The 23,911-nt window shown below is 56.5% G+C and carries 25 protein-coding genes and 1 tRNA gene; 9 read left to right on the top strand and 17 right to left on the bottom strand.

The features are described 5' to 3' along the window. Positions 1-27 precede the first annotated feature (27 nt). Genes SE15_RS01220 through SE15_RS01235 form a run of 4 tightly spaced genes read right to left on the bottom strand, consistent with a single transcriptional unit; the run spans position 28 to position 3,077 of the window. Positions 28-378, bottom strand: coding sequence for a YbaB/EbfC family nucleoid-associated protein (locus SE15_RS01220; protein WP_054520283.1), 351 nt, complete (start codon positions 376-378; stop codon positions 28-30). Positions 379-385: 7 nt separating this feature from the next. After that, positions 386-2,104: a DNA polymerase III subunit gamma/tau gene (gene dnaX, locus SE15_RS01225; RefSeq protein WP_054520284.1), complete on the bottom strand. Its 1,719-nt coding sequence runs from the start codon at positions 2,102-2,104 to the stop codon at positions 386-388. Beyond that, on the bottom strand, positions 2,082-2,537 hold the full coding sequence (locus SE15_RS01230; RefSeq protein WP_054520285.1) for a DnaJ family domain-containing protein: 456 nt from the start codon (positions 2,535-2,537) through the stop codon (positions 2,082-2,084). The genes dnaX and SE15_RS01230 overlap by 23 nt, the downstream gene beginning before the upstream one ends. Positions 2,538-2,549: 12 nt before the next feature. After that, positions 2,550-3,077 (bottom strand): lamin tail domain-containing protein, encoded by a 528-nt coding sequence (locus SE15_RS01235; protein ID WP_054520286.1) that lies wholly within the window; start codon positions 3,075-3,077, stop codon positions 2,550-2,552. 59 nt (positions 3,078-3,136) lie between these two features. On the opposite strand from SE15_RS01235, the gene SE15_RS01240 reads away from it, so the two are divergent. Beyond that, on the top strand, positions 3,137-3,628 hold the full coding sequence (locus tag SE15_RS01240) for an NYN domain-containing protein (RefSeq protein ID WP_054520287.1): 492 nt from the start codon (positions 3,137-3,139) through the stop codon (positions 3,626-3,628). Between the two features lie 84 nt (positions 3,629-3,712). Here the strand turns inward: SE15_RS01240 and SE15_RS01245 are convergent, their stop codons facing one another. The 6 genes from SE15_RS01245 to SE15_RS01270 all read right to left on the bottom strand — a co-directional run bounded on the left by SE15_RS01245 (position 3,713) and on the right by SE15_RS01270 (position 8,972). Beyond that, entirely contained in the window at positions 3,713-4,105 is a 393-nt protein-coding gene (locus SE15_RS01245) for a hypothetical protein (protein ID WP_054520288.1), read from the bottom strand. A 12-nt stretch (positions 4,106-4,117) separates the two neighbouring features. Continuing rightward, entirely contained in the window at positions 4,118-4,627 is a 510-nt protein-coding gene (locus tag SE15_RS01250) for a DUF4405 domain-containing protein (RefSeq protein WP_054520289.1), read from the bottom strand. A 176-nt stretch (positions 4,628-4,803) separates the two neighbouring features. Further along, on the bottom strand, positions 4,804-5,514 hold the full coding sequence (locus SE15_RS01255; RefSeq protein ID WP_054520290.1) for a hypothetical protein: 711 nt from the start codon (positions 5,512-5,514) through the stop codon (positions 4,804-4,806). 32 nt (positions 5,515-5,546) lie between these two features. After that, the gene (locus SE15_RS01260; RefSeq protein ID WP_054520291.1) at positions 5,547-6,776 is read right to left on the bottom strand and encodes an ABC transporter permease; all 1,230 of its coding nucleotides are present in this window, start codon (positions 6,774-6,776) and stop codon (positions 5,547-5,549) included. Beyond that, complete coding sequence (locus SE15_RS01265) at positions 6,766-7,548, bottom strand: ABC transporter ATP-binding protein (RefSeq protein ID WP_054520292.1); 783 nt, start codon at positions 7,546-7,548, stop codon at positions 6,766-6,768. Before SE15_RS01265 ends, SE15_RS01260 begins: the two co-directional genes overlap by 11 nt. After that, positions 7,548-8,972: an efflux RND transporter periplasmic adaptor subunit gene (locus SE15_RS01270; protein ID WP_054520293.1), complete on the bottom strand. Its 1,425-nt coding sequence runs from the start codon at positions 8,970-8,972 to the stop codon at positions 7,548-7,550. The genes SE15_RS01265 and SE15_RS01270 overlap by 1 nt, the downstream gene beginning before the upstream one ends. Positions 8,973-9,162: 190 nt before the next feature. On the opposite strand from SE15_RS01270, the gene SE15_RS01275 reads away from it, so the two are divergent. The 6 genes from SE15_RS01275 to SE15_RS14570 all read left to right on the top strand — a co-directional run bounded on the left by SE15_RS01275 (position 9,163) and on the right by SE15_RS14570 (position 15,968). Then, positions 9,163-9,849, top strand: a complete 687-nt coding sequence (locus SE15_RS01275; RefSeq protein WP_054520294.1) for a response regulator transcription factor — start codon at positions 9,163-9,165, stop codon at positions 9,847-9,849. A gap of 11 nt (positions 9,850-9,860) precedes the next feature. Then, entirely contained in the window at positions 9,861-11,309 is a 1,449-nt protein-coding gene (locus tag SE15_RS01280; protein ID WP_054520295.1) for a sensor histidine kinase, read from the top strand. A gap of 446 nt (positions 11,310-11,755) precedes the next feature. Beyond that, entirely contained in the window at positions 11,756-12,358 is a 603-nt protein-coding gene (locus SE15_RS01285; RefSeq protein WP_054520296.1) for a bifunctional nuclease family protein, read from the top strand. Between the two features lie 151 nt (positions 12,359-12,509). Beyond that, positions 12,510-13,886, top strand: a complete 1,377-nt coding sequence (dnaB, locus tag SE15_RS01290; protein ID WP_054520297.1) for a replicative DNA helicase — start codon at positions 12,510-12,512, stop codon at positions 13,884-13,886. Between the two features lie 20 nt (positions 13,887-13,906). Continuing rightward, positions 13,907-14,611 (top strand): DnaD domain-containing protein, encoded by a 705-nt coding sequence (locus tag SE15_RS01295; RefSeq protein ID WP_054520298.1) that lies wholly within the window; start codon positions 13,907-13,909, stop codon positions 14,609-14,611. Further along, positions 14,589-15,968, top strand: coding sequence for an ATP-binding protein (locus SE15_RS14570; protein ID WP_201778034.1), 1,380 nt, complete (start codon positions 14,589-14,591; stop codon positions 15,966-15,968). Before SE15_RS01295 ends, SE15_RS14570 begins: the two co-directional genes overlap by 23 nt. Positions 15,969-16,041: 73 nt before the next feature. Here the strand turns inward: SE15_RS14570 and SE15_RS13965 are convergent, their stop codons facing one another. The 5 genes from SE15_RS13965 to dnaG form a co-directional block, all read right to left on the bottom strand. After that, positions 16,042-16,215: a 4Fe-4S binding protein gene (locus SE15_RS13965; protein WP_083461614.1), complete on the bottom strand. Its 174-nt coding sequence runs from the start codon at positions 16,213-16,215 to the stop codon at positions 16,042-16,044. A gap of 138 nt (positions 16,216-16,353) precedes the next feature. After that, positions 16,354-17,070, bottom strand: coding sequence for a CPBP family intramembrane glutamic endopeptidase (locus SE15_RS01305; RefSeq protein WP_054520299.1), 717 nt, complete (start codon positions 17,068-17,070; stop codon positions 16,354-16,356). Then, positions 17,067-17,513 (bottom strand): bactofilin family protein, encoded by a 447-nt coding sequence (locus SE15_RS01310; RefSeq protein ID WP_054520300.1) that lies wholly within the window; start codon positions 17,511-17,513, stop codon positions 17,067-17,069. The genes SE15_RS01305 and SE15_RS01310 overlap by 4 nt, the downstream gene beginning before the upstream one ends. 55 nt (positions 17,514-17,568) lie before the next feature. After that, positions 17,569-18,579: a hypothetical protein gene (locus SE15_RS01315; RefSeq protein ID WP_054520301.1), complete on the bottom strand. Its 1,011-nt coding sequence runs from the start codon at positions 18,577-18,579 to the stop codon at positions 17,569-17,571. Positions 18,580-18,584: 5 nt separating this feature from the next. Further along, on the bottom strand, positions 18,585-20,489 hold the full coding sequence (dnaG, locus tag SE15_RS01320) for a DNA primase (protein ID WP_054520302.1): 1,905 nt from the start codon (positions 20,487-20,489) through the stop codon (positions 18,585-18,587). A 102-nt stretch (positions 20,490-20,591) separates the two neighbouring features. On the opposite strand from dnaG, the gene SE15_RS01325 reads away from it, so the two are divergent. Beyond that, positions 20,592-21,287 (top strand): acetyltransferase, encoded by a 696-nt coding sequence (locus SE15_RS01325; RefSeq protein ID WP_054520303.1) that lies wholly within the window; start codon positions 20,592-20,594, stop codon positions 21,285-21,287. A 41-nt stretch (positions 21,288-21,328) separates the two neighbouring features. Here SE15_RS01325 and SE15_RS01330 read toward each other — a convergent pair whose 3' ends face one another. After that, positions 21,329-22,636, bottom strand: coding sequence for a serpin family protein (locus SE15_RS01330; protein WP_054520304.1), 1,308 nt, complete (start codon positions 22,634-22,636; stop codon positions 21,329-21,331). Positions 22,637-22,804: 168 nt separating this feature from the next. Between SE15_RS01330 and SE15_RS01335 the strand changes: the two genes are divergently transcribed. Then, positions 22,805-22,880 (top strand) — tRNA-Glu (locus SE15_RS01335). A gap of 53 nt (positions 22,881-22,933) precedes the next feature. Here SE15_RS01335 and SE15_RS01340 read toward each other — a convergent pair. After that, positions 22,934-23,911 carry an inorganic phosphate transporter gene (locus SE15_RS01340; protein WP_054520305.1) on the bottom strand — a complete coding sequence of 326 codons (978 nt, stop codon included), beginning with the start codon at positions 23,909-23,911 and terminating at the stop codon, positions 22,934-22,936.

Genomic DNA, 23,911 nt, shown 5'->3' on the forward strand with positions numbered 1-23,911 from the left:
GAAAAACCTTCCATTTGCGAGGATTTCTTAAAGCCCTAAGTTACCCAGGGCGGCGCTCAAAGGCCCCAGGCGCTCTTCAGCCAGTTTGCGCGATTGTTCCAGTGCCAGGTTGATCCCGCTGACCAGCAGGTCTTGTAACATCTCCACATCGGCTTCCTTGAGCAGGTCGGGGTCAATCTCGATTCCCCGGCATACCTGGGCGCCCGTCATGGTGACCTTGACCGCGCCCCCACCCACCGAGGCTGTCACCGTCTCTTCGGCCAGTTGGGCCTGAAGGGCTTCCATTTGCTCCTGTAAACGCTTGATTTGGGCCATCATGCTGCCTCCTTGGGAGGGGAGGCCGCTAATGCCGCGCGGGATGCCTTTACCTTTTGCCATGCTTCATTCACTCCTGATCATGAGTGGGGTTTATTTCTTTCTTGACAATTTTTGCCCCCAGGCTGAGGGCTGTGCTGACCATGCCATCGGGTTCGATTCCGAAATCCTCAGGTAAGGCAGTGGCCTTACTGCCCACCACGGTACATATAACGGGCAAATCGACTCCCAAGACTTGCCGAACGGCGGCACGGGTAAGAGATATGTTTTCCCCGGCTTCCATTTTGGATTTGAGTAACTCCGTGGCAAATCCCAGTACCAGCATCCCATTGTGCACCTGAACCACCTTGCAGGAATTCAGCAGGGCCTCAGTCTGGGTGCGACGGCTCTTGACCAGCGCGCGGATCCGCGCCCAATTTTGCAGTACCTTGCGCGTATCCGGCAGGTTCTCTGCCGGGGGGGCCGGGGAGGTCGAGTCTGAGGGGGGAGCCTCAGAGGAGGCTGCAGTAGGAGCCGGGGCGGGGGTCGCAGGTGCACGGGTTGGTTGGGAGGAGGCGACGCTGGGACCGCCAGGGGGAGTTGGGGCGGCGGTCATCTGCTCCGCTGCTCGTCTGGGGCTGGGAGCAGGGGATGGGGAGGATGCGGTTGGGGTTGCCCCAAGGGGCGTGGGGCTGACTGAGCCCGGGAGTGGGGTGGTGGAATGTCCCTGGGGTTCAAACGCCAGGGTTTGAGCCAGAGCCAGTTCCAAAAGCAAGGTCGGGTGCCAGGTCGAGCGCGCCTCGGTGGCTGCCTGATTGAACCGCTGTATGGCTTCCATCAAGTAGGGTAGCGTGAACCGGCGCGCGTGGTTGGCCATCTGACTGCGTTGCTCTGGGGTGGCTTCGATCTGGTCGGCACTGCCCATGGCGATCAGCATCAAGTTGCGCAAATAGTCTACAACCTGGCGGGCAAACTGTCGGGCGTCCACGCCGCTCTCCAGGGCCTGGTGGATGCATTGGAGACCGCGGGCAGATTCGCGCTGTAAAAGGGCTTCGATCAAATCCATGACGCGCTGATCCGTGGCGGTTCCTAGCAGGGCTTGCGCTGCGGCCAGGGTGAGGGCCTGACCGCTGGCTGCCAGTTGATCAAAAAGCGAAATGGCATCTCGCAAACTGCCGGTTGCCTGGCGGGCGATCAGAGAGAGAGCTTCGTCTTCGGCCTCAACGCCTTCTTGCTGTGCCAGTGATTTAAGGTGATTCACAATTTGGGGCAGGGGAATACGGCGAAACTCAAAGCGCTGGCAGCGCGAGAGCACAGTAGGCGGGATCTTGTGGATCTCGGTAGTCGCCAGGATGAAGATGGCATGGGGTGGGGGCTCTTCCAGTGTCTTGAGCAGGGCGTTGAAGGCAGCGGTTGAAAGCATGTGCACTTCGTCGATGATATAGACCTTATAGCGCCCTTCTCCTGGTGCCAGGTTGATCTTGTCTCGCAGGTCACGCACATCATCCACGCTCGTATTGGAGGCCGCGTCTATTTCAATCAGATCTAGAAAGCGCCCTTCATTCACTGCCTGGCACGGGCCACACTGATCGCAGGGACGTTGAGCCGGATCGGGATGCAGACAGTTGAGGGCTTTGGCCAGCAGTCGCGCGGTAGTGGTTTTGCCGGTGCCGCGTGGACCAGCGAAAAGGTAGGCGTGGGCGATGCGCTCGCTGCGTACGGCATTGCGCAGGGTTTGCACGACGTGTTCTTGCCCAATCACCTGTTCCCACAGGCGGGGCCGCCATTTACGGTAAAGTGCTTGGGCCATGTTTTTCCTCATCCGGCGGGTTCGGAAGATGGGCTAGCCGGCGTATCCGCTCAATTTCCTCGTCAGGGTTCAGGAGCGGACGCTGAAACCGATCCACCGGGACTTGTAAATTGTAATTGAAAATGCGCTTGTTCAAGGTGGTTAAGCGCGTTGAAAATTTATGTTGTGCTACCTCCCAATGGGGCTGACCCACAGCCTGTGCCAGTTCTGCCCGGGCCGCATTAAGTTCGGTTTCGATTTCGCGACGGAGTTCAAGCCAGGGCAGGGTCAACCCATTGGAACGCAAGAGGTGAAACGCCAGGCGCCACTCGTCCGGTTCGTGAGGATTTTCAGGCAGGTGAAGAGGCTGACCGCGTCCGGGCAGGTTATCAAAAGCCCCCGCCTCTATGGCGGCACGGATCTTCTCTTCGGCCAGGCGTTCCAGGATATCCATAAGTAACCTCTCTCAAGGAATCACATATTCGGCCCGTAAATTGCCCTCGGGGTCTAGCAAGCGCACCTTATCACCGCGGCGCCATGCCGCTGTTTCCAGACCCCAGTAAAGTTCGATTACCGTGTTGTTGCCGCGCCGGGTGTAGATACGAATGGAGCCGTTCTTACTCAGGGTTAAGTTGGGAAACTCAAAACTCTGCCCGCGCGGGGTGAGCAGGCGCCAGCCCATTAGCCACAGGTCGCCATCTCCCAGGCGTTTGAGCAAGATGGCTTCGTGCTCCAGGTCGCCGGGGGCCAGCACCTCGGCAATGGTAATCCAGGCCCGGTCTAGGGATGGGAGCGTCGGCGTAGCAGAAGGGAGCATAGCCATGGAAGTTTGGAGTTCCAGCACGGCCTCCGGGGTTGCCGAGGCCAAAGAAGCCGGGTTCTGGCCGATGAGAGCCGGGCGTTGGGCCCGATCCCACAGGCTGAGCACAATCAGAGTGGTCAGTGCCGAGACCAGAATATTGAGGAGGATGTAGGGTAATAAGCGCTTGAGCATAGAGTCTTCTGTGCTGAATAATAGCATAAATTGGGCTAAAATGCAGAGGGGAGGGTCATATGGCATATTTAATTGATGGTCACAATTTGATCCCCAAGATCCCCGGCTTGAGCCTCTCGGCGCCGGACGATGAAGAGCGCTTGATCGAAATGATCCAGCGCTTCTGTCAGCGTCAGCGCAAGAAAGCCGAGGTGTTTTTCGATCAGGCGCCCCCGGGCTTTGCTGGCGCTCGACATATTGGCCTGGTATTGGTGCATTTTGTCCGTCAGGGGTTGACCGCAGATGAGGCGATTGCGCGTCGGTTGGAGTCTTTGGGAGGCGAAGCGCGGAATTGGACGGTGGTGACCTCCGATCATCGGGTTCAGCACGAGGCGCGCGTTCGCCGGGCGCGAGTGGTGTCCTCCGAAACATTTGCCCGGTGGTTGCAGGAGATCAACCAATCGCGTACTTCCGAGCCATCGCCTCGGGAGACTCCCCTTTCCCCCGAAGAGGTGGATTACTGGCTGCAAGTGTTTAAGAAAGGGAAACGCGACCGGAACTCTCCGAAGTAGGAAAAAGTAGCCCTCCTCGGCGTACGTTATGACAGGGGAGGACTAAGGAGGAGAGAGACATTTATCAGCAGTGAGGCAGGGGGCTCAAGCCCGCTGGCGATGAAGGTGACGTGAAGCCACTCGTATCAGCAACTGAAACATCACGACTGCGGCTGTGATTAGGAGGATCCAGACGAGGCTACGTCCCATTTCATCCACCCCTCGGGCTAAGGAGATTCGGCCGCGAAACTCACGTCCTTCAAAAGCCTCTGGATCCCCGAACTCACGCGTGAACGGGGCTGTGCTGGTCTCTGAGCCCCGAAAGCGGGACGCATCAAAGCGCCTTTCAAATCCAGATTCACCCTCGCGATTCACTGTAATCACCGAACGAAAGGCCAGTGGGGACAACCAGCCTGCGTTCACGGCATGATAGAAGAGTAAGGCGATGCTGGTCGCCGTGGCTAGAATAAGCAGTGTGCGCCAGAGAATTTTGACCATGGCAGAACCTCTTCATTGGGGTGTGGAAGAGCGGGGATTCTCTTTGATTGCGGCGGCTTTGCTTGTCTGAAAGGCCCGTATGATGGGGTTTAGGGCATACCTTCGGAACATACCAACCACCCATTCCCAGTTGAGGGCAAAATGTAGCCCTACCAGGGACAGGGTCAGGTTGGCTGTGAGGTCATGCAAACCTCGCCAGAGTGGACTTCGGGTACTTTGAATCCCCAGGGTTGGAAGAACACTTCGAGAAATCAGCAGACCGCTCGTCATTGTAAGGGTAAAGGCAACGAACAGCAGCACATCTACAACAAATTTCAGCCGGGAGTGATGGAAAATCTTCCTGAAGAAGGTTGCTCCAATCCGCACGATCCATTCCCAATGGAGGAGGAGATGGAGGATAATTGCGGCCGTAAGGCCTATGGCCAGCCATTCGTGCCACGGAACACCGGTCAAGGAGGGGGACATAATCATTAGAAAGGTGATCAACAGCATGAAATCGAGTAGCAAATTTCTTTTATGCATAGGCGTTTCCTCTCGATTTGTACGTTTCAAGATGAGATATTTTTACAAGACGACCATTAATATTCAATTTAGAAGGTGTGAGTTTATTAAGAATTCTGCGGGTTAGAGGTGCTTAAACCAATCCGGAAGGCAAAGATCACTGCCTCCCGGCGGAATATATTGGGATCGGATGGAATTTATTGGGCTGCTTTCTTTTCCAGCATTTGGATCAGAGGATCCAGGAAGAGGCGACTCAACCCCAGGTTACGACGCACAGCCATTTGGGTGGGATCGGGGGTACGCTGGGTAGTGGTGTCCTCAACCGGAGGTGCAAAACCCGGTTCCCCTCCGGGTCCTCCACCGGGCGCCATTCCTGGTCCACCAGCGGGCACCCCCTCGGCAGAACGTTGCGCCTGGAATTGAGCGATGCGTGTGGCACGTTCTGATTCGGAGAGATTCTGCCCGCTGCCGTTTCTCTCACCAAAAGAGTCCTGAATACCCAAAGATTGCATCATATCTTGCAGGTCGGTACCCGTCATTTGCAATTCCTCAATGTACTTGCGCTGGTCGGCAGTAAGTGTCTCTTCGATTTGACGGTAAAGGGCACTTAGTTCCTCGGCTGAGGCCGTTGTGCTGGTAGATAGTGTTTTGACAGCTTTCCACAGCGGCAGCAAGGCTTTGGCTTGTTCCGAAGTGATGGCCAGGGAAGTCTCCTCCATTTTCAAGATTCCGATGGCTAATTTGCTTTCCGGGGACTGGTTGGCAAAGTTGAAAAGTTGGGGCGTGCCTTGGGATGCGGCGACCCGACCATTGGCTGCATTCGCAGTGGTATTGCCGCCAGTACAAGCACTTAACATCCAGACAGCCATGGTTAGAACCAAGAAAAGCCAAAAGATGGGCTTTTTCATCATTGTTCTCCTTCCTGTTCGTTGTGATAAATTTATTCGTAACGCAGAGCCACGATTGGATCCAGACGGGCGGCCCGCCGCGCAGGTAAATAGCCAAAGAGAATCCCCACCAATGCGGCCGACGTGAAGGAGATTCCGATGGCGGAGGGCACGATGACGGTGCGCATTCCACTAAGGGTGCCAAAGAGATGGGAGCCCGCAATACCCACGCCAATGCCTATGACACCGCCCAGCAGGCTGAGTACAAGCGCTTCGACCAGAAATTGGATCTGGATATCTTCGGGGGTGGCGCCGACGGCCTGGCGCAACCCAATTTCTCGTGTGCGCTCGGTAACGCTCACCAGCATGATGTTCATGATCCCGATACCGCCTACCAGTAGAGAGACACTTGCTACCCAGATGAGCAGGTTGCGAAAAGTGGCTGTGGTGGATTCGCGAGCCTTGATGATATCGGCCTGGGTGCGGATGCTGAAATCCGGACTATCCAGACTGACGTTGTGACGATTGGCCAGGAGAAGGGAAATTTGCTCTACCACCGTGTCAATGTTGGCCTTGGGATCAACGGCGACCGTGATTTGACGCACCCGATCCCCCATGAAACGGGCAAATTGCGAAGGGGTAAACTTTTGGAAGACAACTTTGATGGGAGTGTAAATGAGTTGATCAAAGTCGGTGCCAGCAACCAGGCCTTTCTCCGCTAAAACGCCGATGACGGTTAACTGGGTTTTATTGACGGTAATGGTTTGCCCGATAGGGTCCTCTTCTCCGAAGAGTTTTTCGGCGATTGTTTTCCCCAAGACGGCCACTTTCTGCGCCCGCTCAACCTCGGTCGAAGTGAAGTAACGGCCTGTAGCGACGCTCAGTCCGCGCACAATAGGGTAGTCGGGCGTGGTTCCCATGAGCATGACGCCGTCAAGGGTGATGTCTCCACGGCGCACTGTGACACTGGCTTGTTGATCCACGGTGACCCCAGTGACCCCCTTGATTTTTTCGCGGATGGCTGCCACGTCGTCATAAACCAATCCACCTGCATTTTGAGGACGTTCGCCCGGGCCAACCCGGCTGAAGGTGGATGAAATGAAGATAAGATTTGAACCCAGGCTGTAAATCGATTCAGAGATGGCTGCCTCGGTACCGGCGCTGATGGCCATCATGACGATGACGGCAGCAACGCCAATGATGACTCCCAGAGTGGTGAGTAGAGAGCGCAATTTGTTGGCGCGCAGGCTGCGCCAGGCTTCCTTGGCTATCTCAGTGATCATGGTGCACCTCCAGGGTTGTGCTGGCAGGCGAAGATGAGAGCGCATTGGAAGGGGGCGTTGAACGGGTGCGTCCGTTCGACTGGTCTGAGATCAGGTGTCCATCGCGAATTAACAAGATGCGCTCCGTATGCGCAGCGACCTCGGGGTCGTGAGTGACCAGAACAATGGTGCGCCCTTGCGCGTGGAGGCGTTGTAAGAGGTCCAGGATTTCCTGCGAGGCGTGGGAGTCCAGGTTTCCGGTGGGTTCATCGGCCAAGATGATCGCCGGGTCATTCACCAGGGCGCGGGCAATCGCCACACGCTGTTGCTGCCCACCGGAGAGCTGATTGGGGTAGTGATGCGCGCGGTCGCCCAGTCCCACACTTTCTAGCGCCGCAAGGGCGTGCTGACGGGCGGCTTCAGCAGGAAGGCGCTGTTCACGGCGGTAGAAGATGGGCAGTAGCACGTTTTCCAGCGCGGTCAGTCGGGGTAGCAGGTTGTAAGACTGAAACACCATGCCAATTTTGCGTCCGCGGATCAGAGCCAGATCGCGGCGTTGGTACTGACTCACGTCAATGCCATCCAGGTAATAACTGCCCTCGCTTGGGCGGTCCAGGCAAGCCAGGATGTTGAGTAAGGTGCTTTTTCCTGAGCCACTTGGTCCCATGATAGCGACAAACTCTCCTTGTCGGATGGTCAGGTTGATTCCTGCCAGAGCGATGACCTGGGCTTCCCCTGAGCCGTACACCTTCTTTAAGTTTTCGGTGCGGATGATGATGGGTTCGTTTTCCATTATTGCGTCTCCACATTACCGGTAGTTACCACATCACCCGGGTTGAGGCCCGACTTAATCTCGGCGTAGGTGCTATCTTTCAGTCCCACTTCGACCACCGTCAGGCGGGGCTGACCGTCGGCCCCAACCACGAAGACACCGTATTGTCCATCGCCAAGATCCCGCAGGGCTTCGATGGGCACGATCAGTACGTTCTCGGCTCGTCCGGCAATGAGCGTGACAGTAGCGCTCAACCCCTCTAGGAGCGTTTCGTTCTCATGGCCGCTCATATCCAACTGGATGGCGCCTTTGAGCACGGAATAGCCATTGGCTGTTTCCAGGCTTGGGTTCAAGCGAATGACGATACCTTTGAAAGTGCGATCTGGGATGGCGTCAAAAGTGATTTCGGCTTCAGCCCCAATGACGGCCTTGTCTATGTCGGTCTCATCAATGGCAAATTCCACGATGGGATGGAAAAGGTCTGCCAGCGTTATAAATGTGGCCCCTGCGTTCACCGAATCACCTGCCTGACCATTGATAGCCGTCACTACGCCAGTGAACGGAGCCTTAATTACCGCCCCTTCCAGGTTCTGCCTGGCTTTTTCCAGGGCTAGTTTGGCGTTTTGTAGTTTGCTCTGGGCCTGGGCCAGGGCGACCGGATCTATCCCATTGTTTTTCTCCAACAAATCTACCTTGGCCTGAGCCTGCTTAAGGGTGGCTTCCGCTACGGCCAGGTTGGCTTGTGAAGTTTCAATCTCGTACTCGGTGTACCCCAGGCAATAGGCGTAGTTGGCGTAGGCAGTGGCGACTTGATTTTTTAGCGGCAGAATGCGGGTGAGGTAAAAGTCGGAATCGTACTGACCACTGAACGAATCGAGTTTTTCTTTCAGGCGGGTGTATTGGTCATAATAGGCCTGAATGGTATCCTTGTCGCAGCGTGTCCAACCCTGCTGCTTGAGTTGGGATTTCGCGGTGTCATAAGCCTTCTGAGCATTGGCCAGGGCCAATTTGGCGTCAGCAAGGCTGGCTGCCGCGTTATCATAAAGGGCTTGTAATTCATTTTCTGCCACGGTCACCTGTAACTCGGCATCGGCAACAGCGACCTGGAGCGAGGTTGTATCCGCCAGTTCGGCCAGGCTCTGCCCTTCAGTTACTTTGTCTCCCACCTGCACCAGGACCTTAGCTACCTTTCCGGAAACCGGAAAGGATAACTGGACTTTCTGTCCGGCGGTCAGGGTGCCGCTACCGGTAGCCGAAAGCACAATGTTGCCGCGGCGCACAATGGCGGTTTTGTACCCGGCTTCAGAGGTGGCAGTAGGGCGAGCGGCCTGACTTCGCATCACAAAACCAAGGCCGATGATCAGGATCAGCGCCAGGGCAAGGATGGGAAGGTGGATTTTTCTGGAGAATTTGATTTTGGAGAAGAATTTTGATTTTGTATCCATGGGGCACTCCTTACAAGTGACGGTTGATCCATTGCTTAATCCTAGCCCGGTGGTATTTAGTTTTGATTTAGAGGGCATAAATTTTGCTCTAATCCGTTTTCCGCCCTTGAAGGAATTTGGCACCTTGCTAAATCAGATTTAAATCATTCTGTGTTACGCTATAAGCAGCCACGTGTGGAGGAAAACTGGAATGACAACGACCATTCTGGTAGTAGATGATCAGGCCAGTGTGCGCCAGTTATTGCGTGAGTATTTGAGCGAGCATGGATTCAAGGTTATTACGGCAGCAGATGGTCAGAGTGCGCTTTACACCGCGCGTCATGAAAACCCCGACCTGATTTTGCTCGATCTGATGATGCCGCGCATGGATGGATACCAGTTTATCAAGCAATTTCGCCAGGAACGTCAGACCCCGATCATTATCATCACCGCACGTGAGGAGGAGTCTGATGCAGTTCTGGGGCTTGAGTTGGGGGCGGATGATTATGTGGTTAAGCCCTTCCGTCTGCGTGAACTGGTGGCGCGTATTCGGGCCACTTTGCGTCGGATTTCGGGGGCGGATCAGCGCATGGAAATTCTGCATGTTGGAGATGTGTGGGTGGATTTGCAATCCCGTGTGGTTAAGGTACGTGGAAAGGAGGTCTATTTGACCCCATTGGAATTTGATCTCCTGGTAACCCTCATGCGGGCGCCTGGACGGGTTTTCAGGCGTGAGGAACTGGCCAACCATCTGGCAGAGAGTGGTTTTGCGGGGCTCAACAGCACATTGAACGTGCATGTCCGCAACTTGCGCTGTAAGATCGAGAAAGATCCCGCCCATCCAGAATGGATTGAAACGGTATTTGGAGTGGGGTATCGTTTTCACAGGTTAGAGTGAGGGGGAGATCCATGCGTCAATCTTTGTACTGGAAAATTACCTTTGCATTCATCCTGGTGGCGTTCACCTCTGCGGCCCTGGTCACTCTGGTTATTCGCGCCAGCAGTCCCGACCGCTTAAGCCGTTTGATCATTGATCAACAGAAAGAGACCCTCAAGCAGCTCTTAGTGGATTACTATGAAAGCCATGGCTCCTGGGCGGGGATCGAACAGGCCTGGTGGCGTTTGGAGGGTCGAATGGTGGCAACTCCTGGGGTTTCGGTTACCCCTTCGTTTCCCCTGCCCCTTGGCGAGCCCGGTGAGGGGATGGGGTTTGAGCGTGATCGGCGCAATCTCTTTGGGTTAACGGATGCGCAGGGTCGTGTGCTGGTGAGCGCAGATCCCATCTATCCGGTCAACAGTGTGGTTCCCCCCGATGTTCTTCAGCGTGATGGTACGGCGTTAAGCGTGAACGGTACACCGGTAGGTTATTTAATCAGAGTTCCCCGCGCTCCTAATTTCAATCCTGCTGAGATGCTCTTCCTGCGGCGCACTTACCAGGCGTTGGCAATGGCGTTAGGAGGGGCTTTAATCGTGGCAGTTTTAATAGGGCTGTGGTTGGCACGGCGATTGACGCTTCCGTTGCAGGCCTTGACGGAAGCAGCGAAGAGGATCGCCCAGGGGAACCTGGAACAGGAGGTTGCCGTGGTGTCGGGGGATGAACTTGGGCAGTTAGCGCGGGCGTTCAACCAGATGAGCCGTGCTGTAGCGCAGGCCAACCAGATGCGACGCCAGATGACGGCGGATATTGCCCACGATCTCCGTACCCCCCTGACCGTCATTGCTGGCTATATCGAGTCTATGCGGGATGGGATCCTGAGCCCCACACCGGAGCGTTTTACCATGATCTACACCGAGATCGAACGCTTACAGAAGATGGTGGAGGACTTGCGCATCCTCTCTCAGGCGGATGCGGGCGAGTTGCCGCTTAACTGCCAGGCTGTACCTCCCGCAGCCATCCTGGAACGAACCGCGGCCATCTTCCAGCACCGCGCCGAGCAAAAAGGGGTGATCTTGCGGGTGCAAAAAGAGGAGAATCTGCCGCCAGTATGGATGGATGAAGATCGCATGATGCAGGTCATGGATAATTTGTTGAGCAATGCCCTGCGCTACACCCCGCCGGGAGGCGAGGTCTTCCTACAGGTCCGCTCCTCCGAGGCGGGAATTGAATTTGTGGTCCGTGATACCGGGGAGGGTATTCCCCCGGAGGAGATTCCCAAAATTTTCGAACGCTTTTACCGGGCCGACAAATCGCGCCATGCAGAAGCGGGTGAGAGCGGATTGGGTTTGACCATTGTAAAGGCCATTGTAGAAGCCCATGGGGGTCGGGTTTGGGCGGTTTCGGCGCCGGGTGATGGCTTGGCCGTCCACATCCAAATGCCGGCTGTTCCCGAAGAGCAGAAAAAGACGGAAAATTCTTAGGCAATTTTAATGCAATCTTGACAAAAATGGTGTATATTATCCATAGACACCGCAAAAGAATTTACTGGTAGTTGGTGTCCCACCAGAACTGCAAGCCAGCGTGTCCCCCCCACGCTGGGAAAAAAAGGTAGATGGTGGCATTCCCTCCCTGAAGGGCGTCAGGCATGTCCCCCCCATGCCTGACTGCTCTTTTTAATGGCGTTTGCGTTGACTGGGGTGATCATACATGGTCTGGCTGTTTTTGCTGGGGTGATCGCCTGGGTGTAGAAATCTGCGCAACCTCCGGCATGAGTGGTCGCGGGTTGGGTCTGTGCGTCTGATCAGCCTGGGAATATGCGCGCGGAAATAAACCCAAAAGCAGCATAGCATTTGCATCCTCCTGATCACCGTGTTAAAATAGGTACAACGGTGGTTCATCCGGGTTACCCAACGTGTAGAGGTCTGGTATGCCCAAAATGGTAGAAGTTGTTATTGATAGCGTTCGCGTCAGCCTGACCAACCAACAGCGCATTGTGGTGTTACGTGAGATTAACGCAGAGCGCTATTTACCCATCTGGATTGGTCCGTACGAAGCTGAAGCAATCACCATTGCCCTGCAGGAAATTGAAGTAGCGCGCCCTCAGACTCATGATCTGCTCAAAAATGTGTTGAGTTCTCTTAACGCGCGACTCTTACGAGTTGAGGTGGTGGCTCTGCGCGATGATGTGTTCTACGGCAATCTGGTCGTGGAGCACAATGGGGAAGTCCTCAACATTGATTCCCGGCCCTCCGATGCACTGGCTTTGGCCGTGCGCGCCCATGTGCCGATCCTGGTTGCTCGTGAGGTCATGGATGCTGCCAGCATCACTCCGGAGAAAGACCTGCAAACCCCTGAAGAGCCTCGCGAGGCAGTGTCCAAGCCGGAGGTGCTTGATGAAGAGGCGGATGAACGGCTTTCCGTCTTTGAGGACTTTCTGCAAAAATTGAACATCGGCGATTTGGATGAATCCGAGGGTGGCGAAGAGGGTGATGAAGAGAACCCCGACGAAGAACCTCCCAAGAAACGCTAAAAAGAAAGAAAGGGACCTGCCCGGGGTCATTGAGACCCCGGTTTTTTATCCAAAATCTCGTTAGGTGCACCCGTTGTTGTGCGGGGACGATTCGGAGTATCATTATTACGAGCGTGGCTTTTAATGGCGGTTTCAGGAGTGTAGCAGGACGATGAGCGAATTACCCCCGGTAATTGAAACAAGCACTTCCTCATTTGAGCAGGTTCATCCCCATAACCGAGAAGCCGAGGAGGCGGTGCTGGGGGCTGTGCTGATCAATCCGGAGGTGTATTTTGACCTGGCGCAGATCCTGCGCCCGGAGGATTTTTACATTGCGCGTAACCGTTGGGTATGGGAGGCGTTCGTTCACCTGACCGAGCACCGCATTCCGATAGATTACCTCACCGTAAGTCAGGTGTTAGAGGAAAAAGGGCATCTAACCGAGATAGGGGGGCAGGCTTACCTGCTGGCGCTGATCAACCAAACCCCGACCTCGCTTCATGCGGAAGCCTACGCCCGCCTGGTGCAGGAAAGCGCCATCCGCCGGCGGATGCTGGCGGCGGCCAATGAACTGGCGCGCCTGGCTTATGATCCCCGTCGTTCAGTAGATGTCATCATTGACGAGGCCGAGAAAACGGTCTTCAGTTTGAGTGAGCGCCGTCTGCAACGTGATATTCAACACATTCAGACGGTACTCAGCAGTTACTACGACCGCATTGATCAGCTTTCCCAACGCAGTGATGAAATTTACGGCGTGCCCACCGGCCTGATTGACCTGGATCGTCTGCTGGGTGGGATGCAGCGCTCCGATTTGTTAATCGTGGCCGGGCGCCCTGGCTCTGGTAAAACTGGTTTTCTGCTTTCGGTGGCAAAAAATGCTGCTCAGCGTCATCGCAAGCACGTGGCCATCTTTTCGCTGGAAATGTCGGCTGAGCAATTGGTGCAGCGCTTGATCGCCCAGGAAACAGGTATTGACACACAGCGACTACGCACAGGCAAACTGACCGATGAGGAATGGCCCCTCTTCACCCACGCCATTGAGGTGCTTAGCGATACCCAGATCTGGTTAGATGATACCCCGGCCATTACCCCACTTCAACTGCGCACAAAATGCCGTCGTCTGCACCTGGAATACCCCCTCGACCTGATCATCGTGGACTATTTGCAGTTGATGGCGGGGGATACCCGGGCGGAAAACCGGGTTCAGGAGGTTTCTTACATTTCGCGTAATCTCAAAATTCTGGCCCGCGAGTTGAATGTGCCGGTCCTGGCGGCAGCGCAACTTTCGCGTGCGGTTGAACAGCGCGCCGATAAGCGGCCCATGCTCTCCGATTTGCGGGAGTCGGGCAGCCTGGAGCAGGATGCCGATGTGGTGATGTTCATCCATCGTCCCGAAGGTCTGGAGAAGGATAGCCCCCGCCGTAACCTGGCTGAGATCATCGTGGCTAAGCATCGTAACGGCCCCACCCATGGGGGGATTGAGGTGGTCTTCCTCAACAATCTGGCTCGTTTTGACAATGCGGCAACTGTGCGCACGTCGGGTTACTAAAGGGGGCAGGAGTGACTAAAATGGCAAGTTTTGCGGGTTTTCCGGCGGGCAAGGTTGGGATGACACGCATCCCCAATCCCTTCTTTACCGATTTGCTGCCCGAAATTGACCACCTTGGCGAACTAAAAGTGACTCTCTATGCCTTCTGGTTTCTGGAGCACCTGGAAGGGACGATCCGCTATCTTTCGTATGAGGATTTCGCAGGAGACCGGCGATTGCTTGAGGGCCTGGGCGAAGATGACGAACGTGCCCGTGAGGCACTCCGGGAGGCTCTGGAACGAGCCGTGCAGCGGGGTACCTTTCTGCAGGTACGTTATAAGGATCGCGAACGGGAGACTACGCTGTATTTCCTGAATACACCGCGCGGGCGAGCCGCTGTTGAAGCCTTGCAACGTGGGGAGTGGCAACCGGAGCATCTCAGCCATCCGGAAGTAGCACTGGATCTAGAGCGCCCTAATATCTTTCGCTTGTATGAACAGAACATCGGCCCTTTGACGCCGATGCTGGCCGAGGCGCTACGTGACGCTGAACGGACCTACCCAATGGCGTGGATTGAAGAAGCCATCCGGATTGCGGTTGAGAACAACGTGCGTCGCTGGCGTTATGTTGAAGCCATTCTACGAGCGCGTATGGAGCGGGAAGGTTATGGAGCCAATCGGAGAGACGCTGAAACGAATCGCCGCAAATATATCGAAGGCGAGTATGGACAATACGTCCAGCACTGAAAGCCCGGCACCGCGGCAATCCGGGTTCCCGGGCGACCCAAACTGCCCCATTTGTCACGGTGTGGGGTTTGTGCGCCAGGATTTGCCGGTTGGACATCCGGATTTCGGTAAGTTGCAATTGTGCGTGTGTCGGCAGAAAGAGGCCTTGCGTAGCGAGCGCGAAGCCCTCTATCGCTTGAGCAATCTGGAAGCCTTCCGCAACATGCGTTTTGAGACTTTTCAGACCCAAGGGCGATATGGATTGGGGGATCGTCAAGTGCGGTCCCTGGAGCAGGCCTACAACCTCAGCCTCCATTTTGCCCAGACCTTGCAGGGGTGGCTGCTGTTGATGGGCGGTTATGGCTGTGGCAAAACCCACCTGGCTGCGGCAGTGGCGAATTTTGCGGTTGAGCAAGGGGTGCCCGTGCTCTTCTTGACCGTGCCCGATCTCCTGGACTGGTTGCGTTTTGCCTTTGAAAGCCCAGATGAGAACTTCGAAGCGCGGTTTGACGAAATTCGCAACATTCGTTTGCTGGTTTTGGATGACCTGGGCACCCAGAACACAACCCCCTGGGCGGCAGAAAAACTCTATCAGATCATCAATTACCGTTATACCCTGCGCCTGCCTACTGTGATCACGACCAACCTGGGTCTGGACGATCTGGATGGACGCATTCGCTCGCGCTTGCTGGATGCCGAGCTGGTCACCCGGGTGGAGATACAAGCGCCGGACTACCGCGTCCCACTAAGCGAGGAGACGCTTTCCCCGCTTTCTTCACTGGATGTGCTGGCTGATCGCACGTTTGGTAATTTCAGCCTGCGCGAAAATGAGGCCCTTTCCCCGGAGGCGCTGGAAAGTCTGCAAAAAGCCTACGAAGCCGCCATGGAATTTGCCGAAGCACCCCAGGGCTGGCTGGTGTTAATGGGGGATTATGGGTGCGGCAAAACCCATCTGGCCGCCGCTATCGGTAATTATCGCAAGGGCTTGGGAGAGGATCCTCTCTTCGTGGTCGTACCCGATTTGCTGGATCACCTGCGGGCAACCTTTGGCCCCTCCAGCACAATTTCATACGACCGGCTGTTTGAGCAGGTGCGCAATGCTCCCTTGCTGATCCTGGATGACCTGGGCACTCAGAGTGCGACGCCCTGGGCACGGGAGAAACTCTACCAGATCTTCAACCACCGTTACAATGCTCGTCTGCCCACGGTTATCACCACTTCCAGCACCTTGGACGACCTCGATCCCCGGATTCGTAGCCGCATGCTGGATCTGCGCTTATGCCGTATTCACGCCATTCTGGCACCGGCCTATCGAGTGGTACCGGCAGCGCCTCCCTCAAAGAGTGGGAAGGCCCAGCGACGCCCTCGCCACACTTGAGAACCCTGTCCAAAGCGCTTAAAGACACTCGCCCCCATTACGGGGGCGAGAACTTTGGTTTCAGCTACACAAATTAGCCCTGGTGAATGGCGCCGTTGGGGCACACCTCAGCGCAGTTGCCGCAATCCTGGCATTTGGCAGGATCAATCACGTACACGCCGTCTTTCTCGAAAATTGCGCCGTGTTCGCACTCGGTTTCGCATGCCCCACAGGCAATGCAATCATCTGCGTTGATCACGTAAGCCATGGCACAGTCTCCTTCAAATTGGGATTAATCCGATTAATTTTCGCAATCACTGTGTGAAGGATAGCACAAAGACGAAGCCCTTGTCAATCAGGAGACATGGGCCAATTGTCATAAAAATCAACCTGAAAATGTCACCATTTAGAGCAGGCGTAACCAATCTGAGAATCCCCGATAAAGCGCTGGGGCCAGGACGTGATCACTCTTCTGCATGATCCATCCCAGGAGAAGACCCTGGAGAAGGGCAACCCCGAGTGCAGGCCAGAGCACATTAGGCGCAGTGTTGAGCACCCACGGCAACCGCCAGAGGGCAAAGGCCAATCCATTGATCAACCACCCCGTCCGCGGACCCAACCACGCCGACCAGCGGGGGAGCAGGTAACCTCGAAAGATGCTTTCTTCCCCTGAGGCCAGGAGTAGACTCAGCAGCAGGGCCTGGCCTTGCTCGGGTGGAATGCCTGCCAGCAGGCGCGAAAACTGACCGCGCAAGAATAGCGTGATGAAAATCAACCCCAGACCCAGTTGAAGGGCGGGAAAGAGCGTGGCCCGTCCCCACCCCGCACTACGCAGAGGCTGCCCACGCGCGACCAAAGCCCCCAGGTAAAGCAACAGCGCCATGCCCATCAGGTTGATTTGCCCGGTGAGCGGTGCTGAGACCGCTACCCTGGTGGTATGCAGGTACAGAAACGATCCGATCAGGGTCAAACCGAAAAGTGAAAGAGCGATTCCACCCTCACGGCGTGGGTAGCGAAAGACCAACGGGGCATGGCGGAATCGCGGACTGAGGGTGAGCAGCAGCGTGACTGCTACCACCCCCATGACCTCAATGAGCAGAAGTAAAGCGTCCCGGAGGCTCATGCCGAGGAGGGACTTCTCTCCTCAGGGGGATTTTCAGCCGCAGTTGGAGATTCGGGCGCCTCTAGTTGCAGGTCCACTTTTTCTTCCATGCGTACCTGTCCACGGAGAAAGGCCCCTTCTTCAGTGGTGAACGTTACCACGGTCACATCTCCCCAAACCCTGCCGGTGCTGCGAATCTCCAATTTTTCGGCCAGGATGTTGCCATAAAGGGTTCCGGCGACAACCACCGTATTGGCCCGCAGGGTTTCACAGGTGACTCGACCGCTTTCGCCAATGACGACCAGGCCGCGCACGTGAATCTCACCTTCAAAAATACCTTCAATGCGCACACCGCCGCTGCCGCGCAGGCTCCCCGACCAGGTCAGGCCGGGACCGAGCACCGAGGTGACGCGTTCGGTGGGGGTGATCCCCGTTGTGGGAGGGGGAGAGGGTTTGCGAAACATGGCTTTCGACCTCCGTCTTTACCAGCACGATGAGCCGGATAAACGCATTATACCCTTAAGGAACCTGGTTGGGGTCGGCAACGTACTGCCACCAGTTATAAGCGATTCCATCCCGCTGGCCAGTGATATGGGGGAACAGGCTTAACCACCACAGATGATGAAGACGCATGTCGCCATTTCCCCATTCGCTGCAATCCACCCATTGAGGTGGGCCGGAGAGGTCGGGGAAGTTGCGCCAATTGCGGCAACGGCTGAGCACGGGGGTGGGATTGCCCCAGTCGTAGTCAGTGCGGCTGTTGGGTGCATAGTGAACGGTTCCGCATTCTGCCTGGCCAGGGTGGGCCTTTTCGTAGCGGGTGAAGCGCTCCCATAGATTGGCTTCTCCATAGGTGCGCTGGAAGACGCGCGAGAGGATGAACTCGGCACGGTGGGCAAAGGCTTCCAGCATTTCGCCAACGCCACGTTGATAATTGAACCCCATGATCAAAAAGCGCCGGCCTGCCTCCTGAGTGTTCGGCAGGGGCGGGGCATTGCAGAAGAAGGCGTTGGGACCGGCCATGACGGACTCATAAAACCCAAAGTAGGGCCCACCAAAACACCACACTTCGTCAATCTGTCGGCCGCGCACTTTATCCAGAATGCGGAATGTGGTGAGCAGGCGGGTATAGTCCACCGTATCTGGTTGGTGACCCTGACCACGCTGGAGAGCCTCCAGGTAGGCTTCGGGGGTGTAGATAAACCCATCTATCTTGGCAGGCAAACCATCCACCACAATTCGTTCAGCGATTTGATAAGTGAGATAACCGTAACTGACAGATTGAATGTCGCTGATAAAGGCGCTGGCCAGGTTTTCGGGTGGGTTCCAATTGAGTAACTCGGTAAGGCGCTGTCCGCCCTGGGCTGGAAACTGGGGGTTGAAGGTGATCATTAGGACACGCCGGCGCACTGGCGCTGGAATGCCTCCCACAGGTTCAGGGGGCGTCGGAGGCAGCGGGGGAGTCGGTGGCGGTGCCGAGGGGCGGAAAAGGGTACGCAGGAGTTCGAGAAGGGCTCTGAAGAAATCCATGGCGATTAATCCGGTTGCAAGGGTTGGGCCAGGGCCTTTTCCAGCCGAGCGCGCAGTTGGATGTACTGGGGGATGAGAGCCGCAATCTCATCGGCTGGACCGCTGGCTTCGTTTTGGGTCTGCTCGTGTAAAAAGCGGTATTGTTGAAGTGTGGCGTTGACGCGGGCCAGGCGAATTTTTATCAAGGTCCGTGCAATATCTTCCAATTGTTGTTCGGGAGTGGGTTCCCCGTGAGGGAGAGGGGCAAGAAGCGCTTGAAGCAGGTCTTGGAGGGCTTCATCGGCATGGTGTTGAAGGTACTGTAAGGGCTCCATATCGTCCTGCTCCAGCGCCTGAAGCAGCCATTGTATCAGCGCCTGGTGTGAACCCTGTTCAAAATCTTGGGGCGTCAGGCGGGTAAGGTTGGCTTGCTGCAAGATGCGGTTGAGCAGATAGAGATTTTCGGGGTGACGCAGGAGCAGGCGCAGGCAGTGCGTTTCCATTTCGTGTAGGGGGGGCTGGTTGCTCAGCAACGTGGGGGTTGCTTGTGCCGGGGGCGTTGCCGGCCTACGGCCCGGCCGCGGACGCGGCCGGGCGGGAGTGGTCTGGAGCAGTGCCCGTTCATCCACACGCAGCAGGCGCGCCAGACGCTGGCGGTAATCTTCACGCTCGACGGCATCAGGCACTTCTTCAATCAGGGGCAGTACCTGGGCCGCAATTTCCCGCTTAACCTTGGGGTCGTTCAGGTCTCGCTCGGCGGCGAGTGTTTCCATGACGTGGACTACAATCGGTTTAGCCGCCGCAATCAGGTTGGCCCAGCGTTGAGGATCGGCCAATACCACTTCGTCCGGATCCTGGCCCGGAGGGAGAGTGGTCACACGCAGATCGGCTTGCAAGCGAGCCTCGAAATGCAGCAGGCCGCGGGCATCAAAAACGAGTTCCTCAGTGTGGTCCATGGCCTGGCGGGCAACCTCCAGGCCGCGCAGGGTGGCCTTTTGTCCAGCAGCATCTGCATCGAGCGCCAGCACGATGTGACGGGTGAAGCGCTTGAGCAGGCGCAATTGTTCTTCGGTAAGAGCGGTGCCCATTGGCGAGACCACATTAGTGAACCCGGCCTGGTGCAAGGCAATGACATCCAGGTAACCTTCCACGATAACCACCTGGTCCTGGGCACGGATGGCCTTGCGTGCCTGATCCAGGGCATACAAGAGTTTCCCTTTGTCAAAGAGGGGGGTCTGTGGGGTGTTGATGAATTTGGGGAGGTCTTCTGGGTTGAGCACTCGCGCGCCAAAGCCGGCCATGCGCCCCTGGGGATCGCGAATGGGAAAGGTGATGCGATGGCGGAAGCGATCGTAAAACCCCTGCCCGTCCTCGCGCTGAACGACCAGGCCGGCTTGCAATAAGTCGTCGGGGCTATAGCCCTTGTCCAGGAAGTAATTTAAGAGCGCATCCCAGCGGTTGGGAGCATAGCCTAGCCCAAACTGCAAGATGGCCTCATCGCGTAATCCCCGCTTATGCAGGTAATCCAGGGCCTGGCGGCCTTCTGGGGTTTGGGTGAGATAATGCTGATAAAAAGTGACGGCGTTTTCAAGCAGATCGCGCAGTCGTTCCAGTGCCTGCTCTTTCTCAGGCGGGGTGGTTTCGATCGCGCGCAGGGTGACGCCAGCGCGTTCGGCCAGGTAACGCAGGGCCTCGTTGAAATCCCAGTTTTCTTTCTTCATCACGAAACGGAAGATGTCACCCCCCTCGTTGCACTGCCCAAAGCAGCGCCAGGTGCCCGTTTCGGGAAAGACGACAAAGGAAGGTGTGCGGGTGTTGGGGTGGAATGGGCAAAAACCGATGTAGTTTTTACCCGTGCGGCGCAGTTTGACCGTCTCGCCGACCAGATCAACGATATCAAGGCGTGCTTTAATTTCATCAATGACTGACATACGTCTTTACCCCCGCGAGTGAGCCCTGGGGTGAAAGAGGGATTTTTCTCTGTGCCTCAAATATAACATACCGATTTGGCTTTTGTGATATAAAAAAGTAGCATGGATTACGCGAATCTGCCCGACTTGAACTGGGAATTTGATCCCACAGCCATCATTCTTTACGGTGGGGGAGGGCACGGCAAGGTGCTGATTGAATTGATCCGAGCCTTGGGGTCTTATCACCTGGCAGGTGTGGTGGATGACGGCCTGGCGGTGGGTGGGGAGGTGTTGGGTTTGCCGGTGCTGGGGGGCGCAGAGATCCTGCCTGAACTTTATCGTCGGGGGGTGCGGCTGGCGGTCAATGGCGTGGGAGGTATCGGTCGGCCAGAAACGCGCTGGCGGGTCTTTGAGGTTCTGGCTCGGGCGGGTTTTCTATGCCCGGCGCTGGTTCACCCTGCGGCTTATGTGGAGCGCAGCGCGCATCTGGAGGGCGGTGTGCAGGTCCTTCCCCAGGCGTACATCAGCAGTGCGGTTAAGGTGGGGTTTGGTACGGTCATCAATGCGGGCGTGGTTGTCTCGCATGATTGTGTGCTGGGGCGCTGTGTCAACCTTTCGCCTGGGGCGCTACTGGCCGGAGGTGTGCGGGTGGAGGATTTTGCTCAAATCGGCATGGGGGCTACCATCAACATTGGCATTACCATAGGACGCGGAGCGCGGGTTGGCAATGGGGCTACCGTCAAAGCCGATGTACCACCCGGTGGTGTGGTGCGTGCGGGGACCATCTGGCCGCCCCCCGCGCTCTCGCAGGGAGGGTAAGGGCCAACCCTCCCTGCGCGTATTGCGGTGAGGAACAAAACTCAGGGCTGCAGCACCCGTCCGATGAAGAGGATACTTCCGCTCTGGTGATCGCGGATGAGGAAGATGAATGGGCGATCAACCCGTAGGGTGGCGGATTGTGCCGGTAATGAGGTACGTTCCATGATCACGGCGGTTGCGGCGGCGGCCTCCGTTCCGGCCTCGTCCACCGCCACAAAGCCCTTGTGCAGGACATTACCGATATACAGGCCGGGCATCTCGCTCATGGCGGTGAAGTCGGCGCGTTCCGGATCAAAGGCAATTTCCATGCCCATTTTAGGGAGCGCCTCTTTGAGGCTCAGGCGTGCCTCATAACGGAAGCGGGGCAAAGTGAGATCTAGGTGGACCGGTGTGAGCCGCTCCAGGATTTCATTCAGACGTTGCAGGCTCAGATTTTGCTCAAAACTCGCGAACTGCCCGGCGTTTGGCACCAACAATACCATTTCATAGTCGCCACCGGCGTAGGGCAGTGCTGCCGCCTGGTAGCCCTCACCCTCGGCATAAGCCAGTTCTCGGTTGAGGTGCATCATTGGTACACGCACCTTTTGCCCGTTCAGCAGGATGAAATCTCCCTCCCGGGTCTCCTCGACTTTGAATGGATAGCGCCAGGCGGCTTTGAAGTAGATAGCATTGGTCAGCACCAGGCGGGTTTGGCGAGTAATATCCCCTTTTTGCAGCAGATCACGGATTTTCTCCCGCGTTTGTTCTGCAACCCAGGCATTGATGCGCTGGCGCGCCCTTTCAGGGTCGCTGTGGAAGTCCAGGGTCTGCATGCCAGCCGCATAATTTTCGGCCAGCACGTCCAGGAAGGCGGAACGAAAGGGCTCGCCTTTCTGTCCCCACAGGGCATTGGCGATATGGAGTTCGAAGGGAGGTTCCTCGGGGTTGGCAGGAGCACCGGGGGTGGTCAGGCGCTGGCTCAGCCCGTTGAGTGCCGGGTGAAGGCGTTCGGGGGGCAGGGTGAAATGAAGGGTTTTGGCCATTGCCTCGGCGGTTGACCCAGCAGCGCCGGCATAGGTCATGGCCAGGGCTAGTGAGATGCTGTAAGGTGAAAAGAACAGATTACCTTCTTCCCCCCGAATGTGTTGGTAGAGGTCGAGAGCGAAGGCTGTGTTGCCTTCCACCAAGCTCTGCAAATCGGCTTCGGGAATGCTAATCGGAGTACGATAGGGCTTATTTGAGCGTACGGGGATGATGTCTCCAGATGCCGGTGGGATTGTGGGTGTGGGTCGGGGCGTTTCCGGCGCACAGGCACTTAATAACAGGGTGAGCATGATCAACCCAAGCAAGCCTGTTTTCCAGACGGACATGGCGATTCCTCCTTGAAGGGGTAATTTGACATTGTGTTATCCTTAAGACGTCCACCGATAAAAGAGGGTTCCTCTTTGAGGTAAGTCTCCGAACCGCAAGGTCGTTTTCGTTGACAAACCCCTCGCACACATGATAAAATTTGAAGCGCTTTAGCGCGAAATGCACAGGCCCCCATCGTCTAGCGGCCTAGGACGTGGCCCTCTCAAGGCCAAAACGGGGATTCGAATTCCCCTGGGGGCACCAGATGGATAAGCCGCCGTCAGAAAAGACGGCGGCTTATTATTTGAGACCTCGCTTCAGAGGTGCATGAAGCCCAGGTAGAGCCCGGCGGCCAGCAGCGCTGTGACCGGGATCGTTAACACCCAGGCTAGGGCGATTTGTCCGGCCACGTTCCAGCGCACTTTGCTCACCCGGTGAGCCGAGCCCACGCCCAGGATGGTTGCGCTCACCACCTGGGTGGTGCTCAGGGGCCCCCCTAGCAGGGCGGCCCCGAGGATTACGATCGTTGAAGCAACCTGAGCGCAGAAGCCATCTACGGGACGGATCTTGTAAAAGCGTCGTCCCAGGGTGCGGATCAGACGCCATCCGCCGATGGAGGTGCCTAGCGCCATAACGCCTGCACTGGCTGCCACCACCCACAAAGGCACTTCAAAGCGGGTTAGGCTACCATGAGCCAGTAATCCCAGGACGATGACCCCCATGGTCTTTTGCGCATCGTTGGTGCCATGACTAAGTGCCAATCCAACGCCGGTCAGGATTTGGGCATTCTTAAAGAGCCAGTTGATGCGCAGAGGAGCGTTGCGTGCCAGGAAGAAGACCAGGCGGGTAATCAGGTATCCGCCTACCAGCCCGATTATTGGAGCAAGGAAGAGTGCCAAAAGGATCTTGATCAGACCGGCATTGCGAATGGCATACACCCCAGCTGCCACGAGCGTGGCCCCAACCAGACCGCCGATTAGAGCGTGAGAAGAACTGCTGGGAATGCCGAAATACCAGGTAATTAGATTCCACAGAATGCCGGCCAGCAGTGCGGCGGCGAGTACCTGAGGATTTATTGCCTCAGCCTGAATGACATCGGCGCCGATGGTCCTGGCAACCGCAACCCCAAACAGAAAGGGACCGCTGAATTCCGCCAATGCGGTTAGCAAGAGCACCCAGCGCGGCCCCATTACCCGCGAAAAGATGATGGTCGCCACGACATTGCTTGAGTCGTGGAAGCCGTTAAGAAAGCCGAAGATCAACGCTAAGACGATAAGAAGGGTTAGCCAGTCCAT

Origin of the sequence: Thermanaerothrix daxensis, from assembly GCF_001306145.1 — a bacterium.
GTDB lineage: Bacteria > Chloroflexota > Anaerolineae > Anaerolineales > Anaerolineaceae > Thermanaerothrix > Thermanaerothrix daxensis.

Excerpts from the sequence above, each read along its gene's own strand:
- SE15_RS01235 (WP_054520286.1), bottom strand. The coding sequence starts at position 3,077 with ATGCTCAAGCGCTTATTACCCTACATCCTCCTCAATATTCTGGTCTCG.
- dnaB (WP_054520297.1), top strand. The coding sequence starts at position 12,510 with ATGAGCGAATTACCCCCGGTAATTGAAACAAGCACTTCCTCATTTGAG.
- SE15_RS01250 (WP_054520289.1), bottom strand. The coding sequence starts at position 4,627 with ATGCATAAAAGAAATTTGCTACTCGATTTCATGCTGTTGATCACCTTT.
- SE15_RS01220 (WP_054520283.1), bottom strand. The coding sequence starts at position 378 with ATGGCAAAAGGTAAAGGCATCCCGCGCGGCATTAGCGGCCTCCCCTCC.
- SE15_RS01245 (WP_054520288.1), bottom strand. The coding sequence starts at position 4,105 with ATGGTCAAAATTCTCTGGCGCACACTGCTTATTCTAGCCACGGCGACC.
- SE15_RS01315 (WP_054520301.1), bottom strand. The coding sequence starts at position 18,579 with ATGGATTTCTTCAGAGCCCTTCTCGAACTCCTGCGTACCCTTTTCCGC.
- SE15_RS01280 (WP_054520295.1), top strand. The coding sequence starts at position 9,861 with ATGCGTCAATCTTTGTACTGGAAAATTACCTTTGCATTCATCCTGGTG.
- dnaX (WP_054520284.1), bottom strand. The coding sequence starts at position 2,104 with ATGGCCCAAGCACTTTACCGTAAATGGCGGCCCCGCCTGTGGGAACAG.
- SE15_RS01230 (WP_054520285.1), bottom strand. The coding sequence starts at position 2,537 with ATGGATATCCTGGAACGCCTGGCCGAAGAGAAGATCCGTGCCGCCATA.
- dnaG (WP_054520302.1), bottom strand. The coding sequence starts at position 20,489 with ATGTCAGTCATTGATGAAATTAAAGCACGCCTTGATATCGTTGATCTG.
- SE15_RS01305 (WP_054520299.1), bottom strand. The coding sequence starts at position 17,070 with ATGAGCCTCCGGGACGCTTTACTTCTGCTCATTGAGGTCATGGGGGTG.
- SE15_RS01310 (WP_054520300.1), bottom strand. The coding sequence starts at position 17,513 with ATGTTTCGCAAACCCTCTCCCCCTCCCACAACGGGGATCACCCCCACC.
- SE15_RS01285 (WP_054520296.1), top strand. The coding sequence starts at position 11,756 with ATGCCCAAAATGGTAGAAGTTGTTATTGATAGCGTTCGCGTCAGCCTG.
- SE15_RS01265 (WP_054520292.1), bottom strand. The coding sequence starts at position 7,548 with ATGGAAAACGAACCCATCATCATCCGCACCGAAAACTTAAAGAAGGTG.
- SE15_RS01330 (WP_054520304.1), bottom strand. The coding sequence starts at position 22,636 with ATGTCCGTCTGGAAAACAGGCTTGCTTGGGTTGATCATGCTCACCCTG.
- SE15_RS01255 (WP_054520290.1), bottom strand. The coding sequence starts at position 5,514 with ATGAAAAAGCCCATCTTTTGGCTTTTCTTGGTTCTAACCATGGCTGTC.
- SE15_RS14570 (WP_201778034.1), top strand. The coding sequence starts at position 14,589 with ATGGACAATACGTCCAGCACTGAAAGCCCGGCACCGCGGCAATCCGGG.
- SE15_RS01295 (WP_054520298.1), top strand. The coding sequence starts at position 13,907 with ATGGCAAGTTTTGCGGGTTTTCCGGCGGGCAAGGTTGGGATGACACGC.
- SE15_RS01325 (WP_054520303.1), top strand. The coding sequence starts at position 20,592 with ATGGATTACGCGAATCTGCCCGACTTGAACTGGGAATTTGATCCCACA.
- SE15_RS01340 (WP_054520305.1), bottom strand. The coding sequence starts at position 23,911 with ATGGACTGGCTAACCCTTCTTATCGTCTTAGCGTTGATCTTCGGCTTT.
- SE15_RS01240 (WP_054520287.1), top strand. The coding sequence starts at position 3,137 with ATGGCATATTTAATTGATGGTCACAATTTGATCCCCAAGATCCCCGGC.
- SE15_RS01275 (WP_054520294.1), top strand. The coding sequence starts at position 9,163 with ATGACAACGACCATTCTGGTAGTAGATGATCAGGCCAGTGTGCGCCAG.
- SE15_RS01260 (WP_054520291.1), bottom strand. The coding sequence starts at position 6,776 with ATGATCACTGAGATAGCCAAGGAAGCCTGGCGCAGCCTGCGCGCCAAC.
- SE15_RS13965 (WP_083461614.1), bottom strand. The coding sequence starts at position 16,215 with ATGGCTTACGTGATCAACGCAGATGATTGCATTGCCTGTGGGGCATGC.
- SE15_RS01270 (WP_054520293.1), bottom strand. The coding sequence starts at position 8,972 with ATGGATACAAAATCAAAATTCTTCTCCAAAATCAAATTCTCCAGAAAA.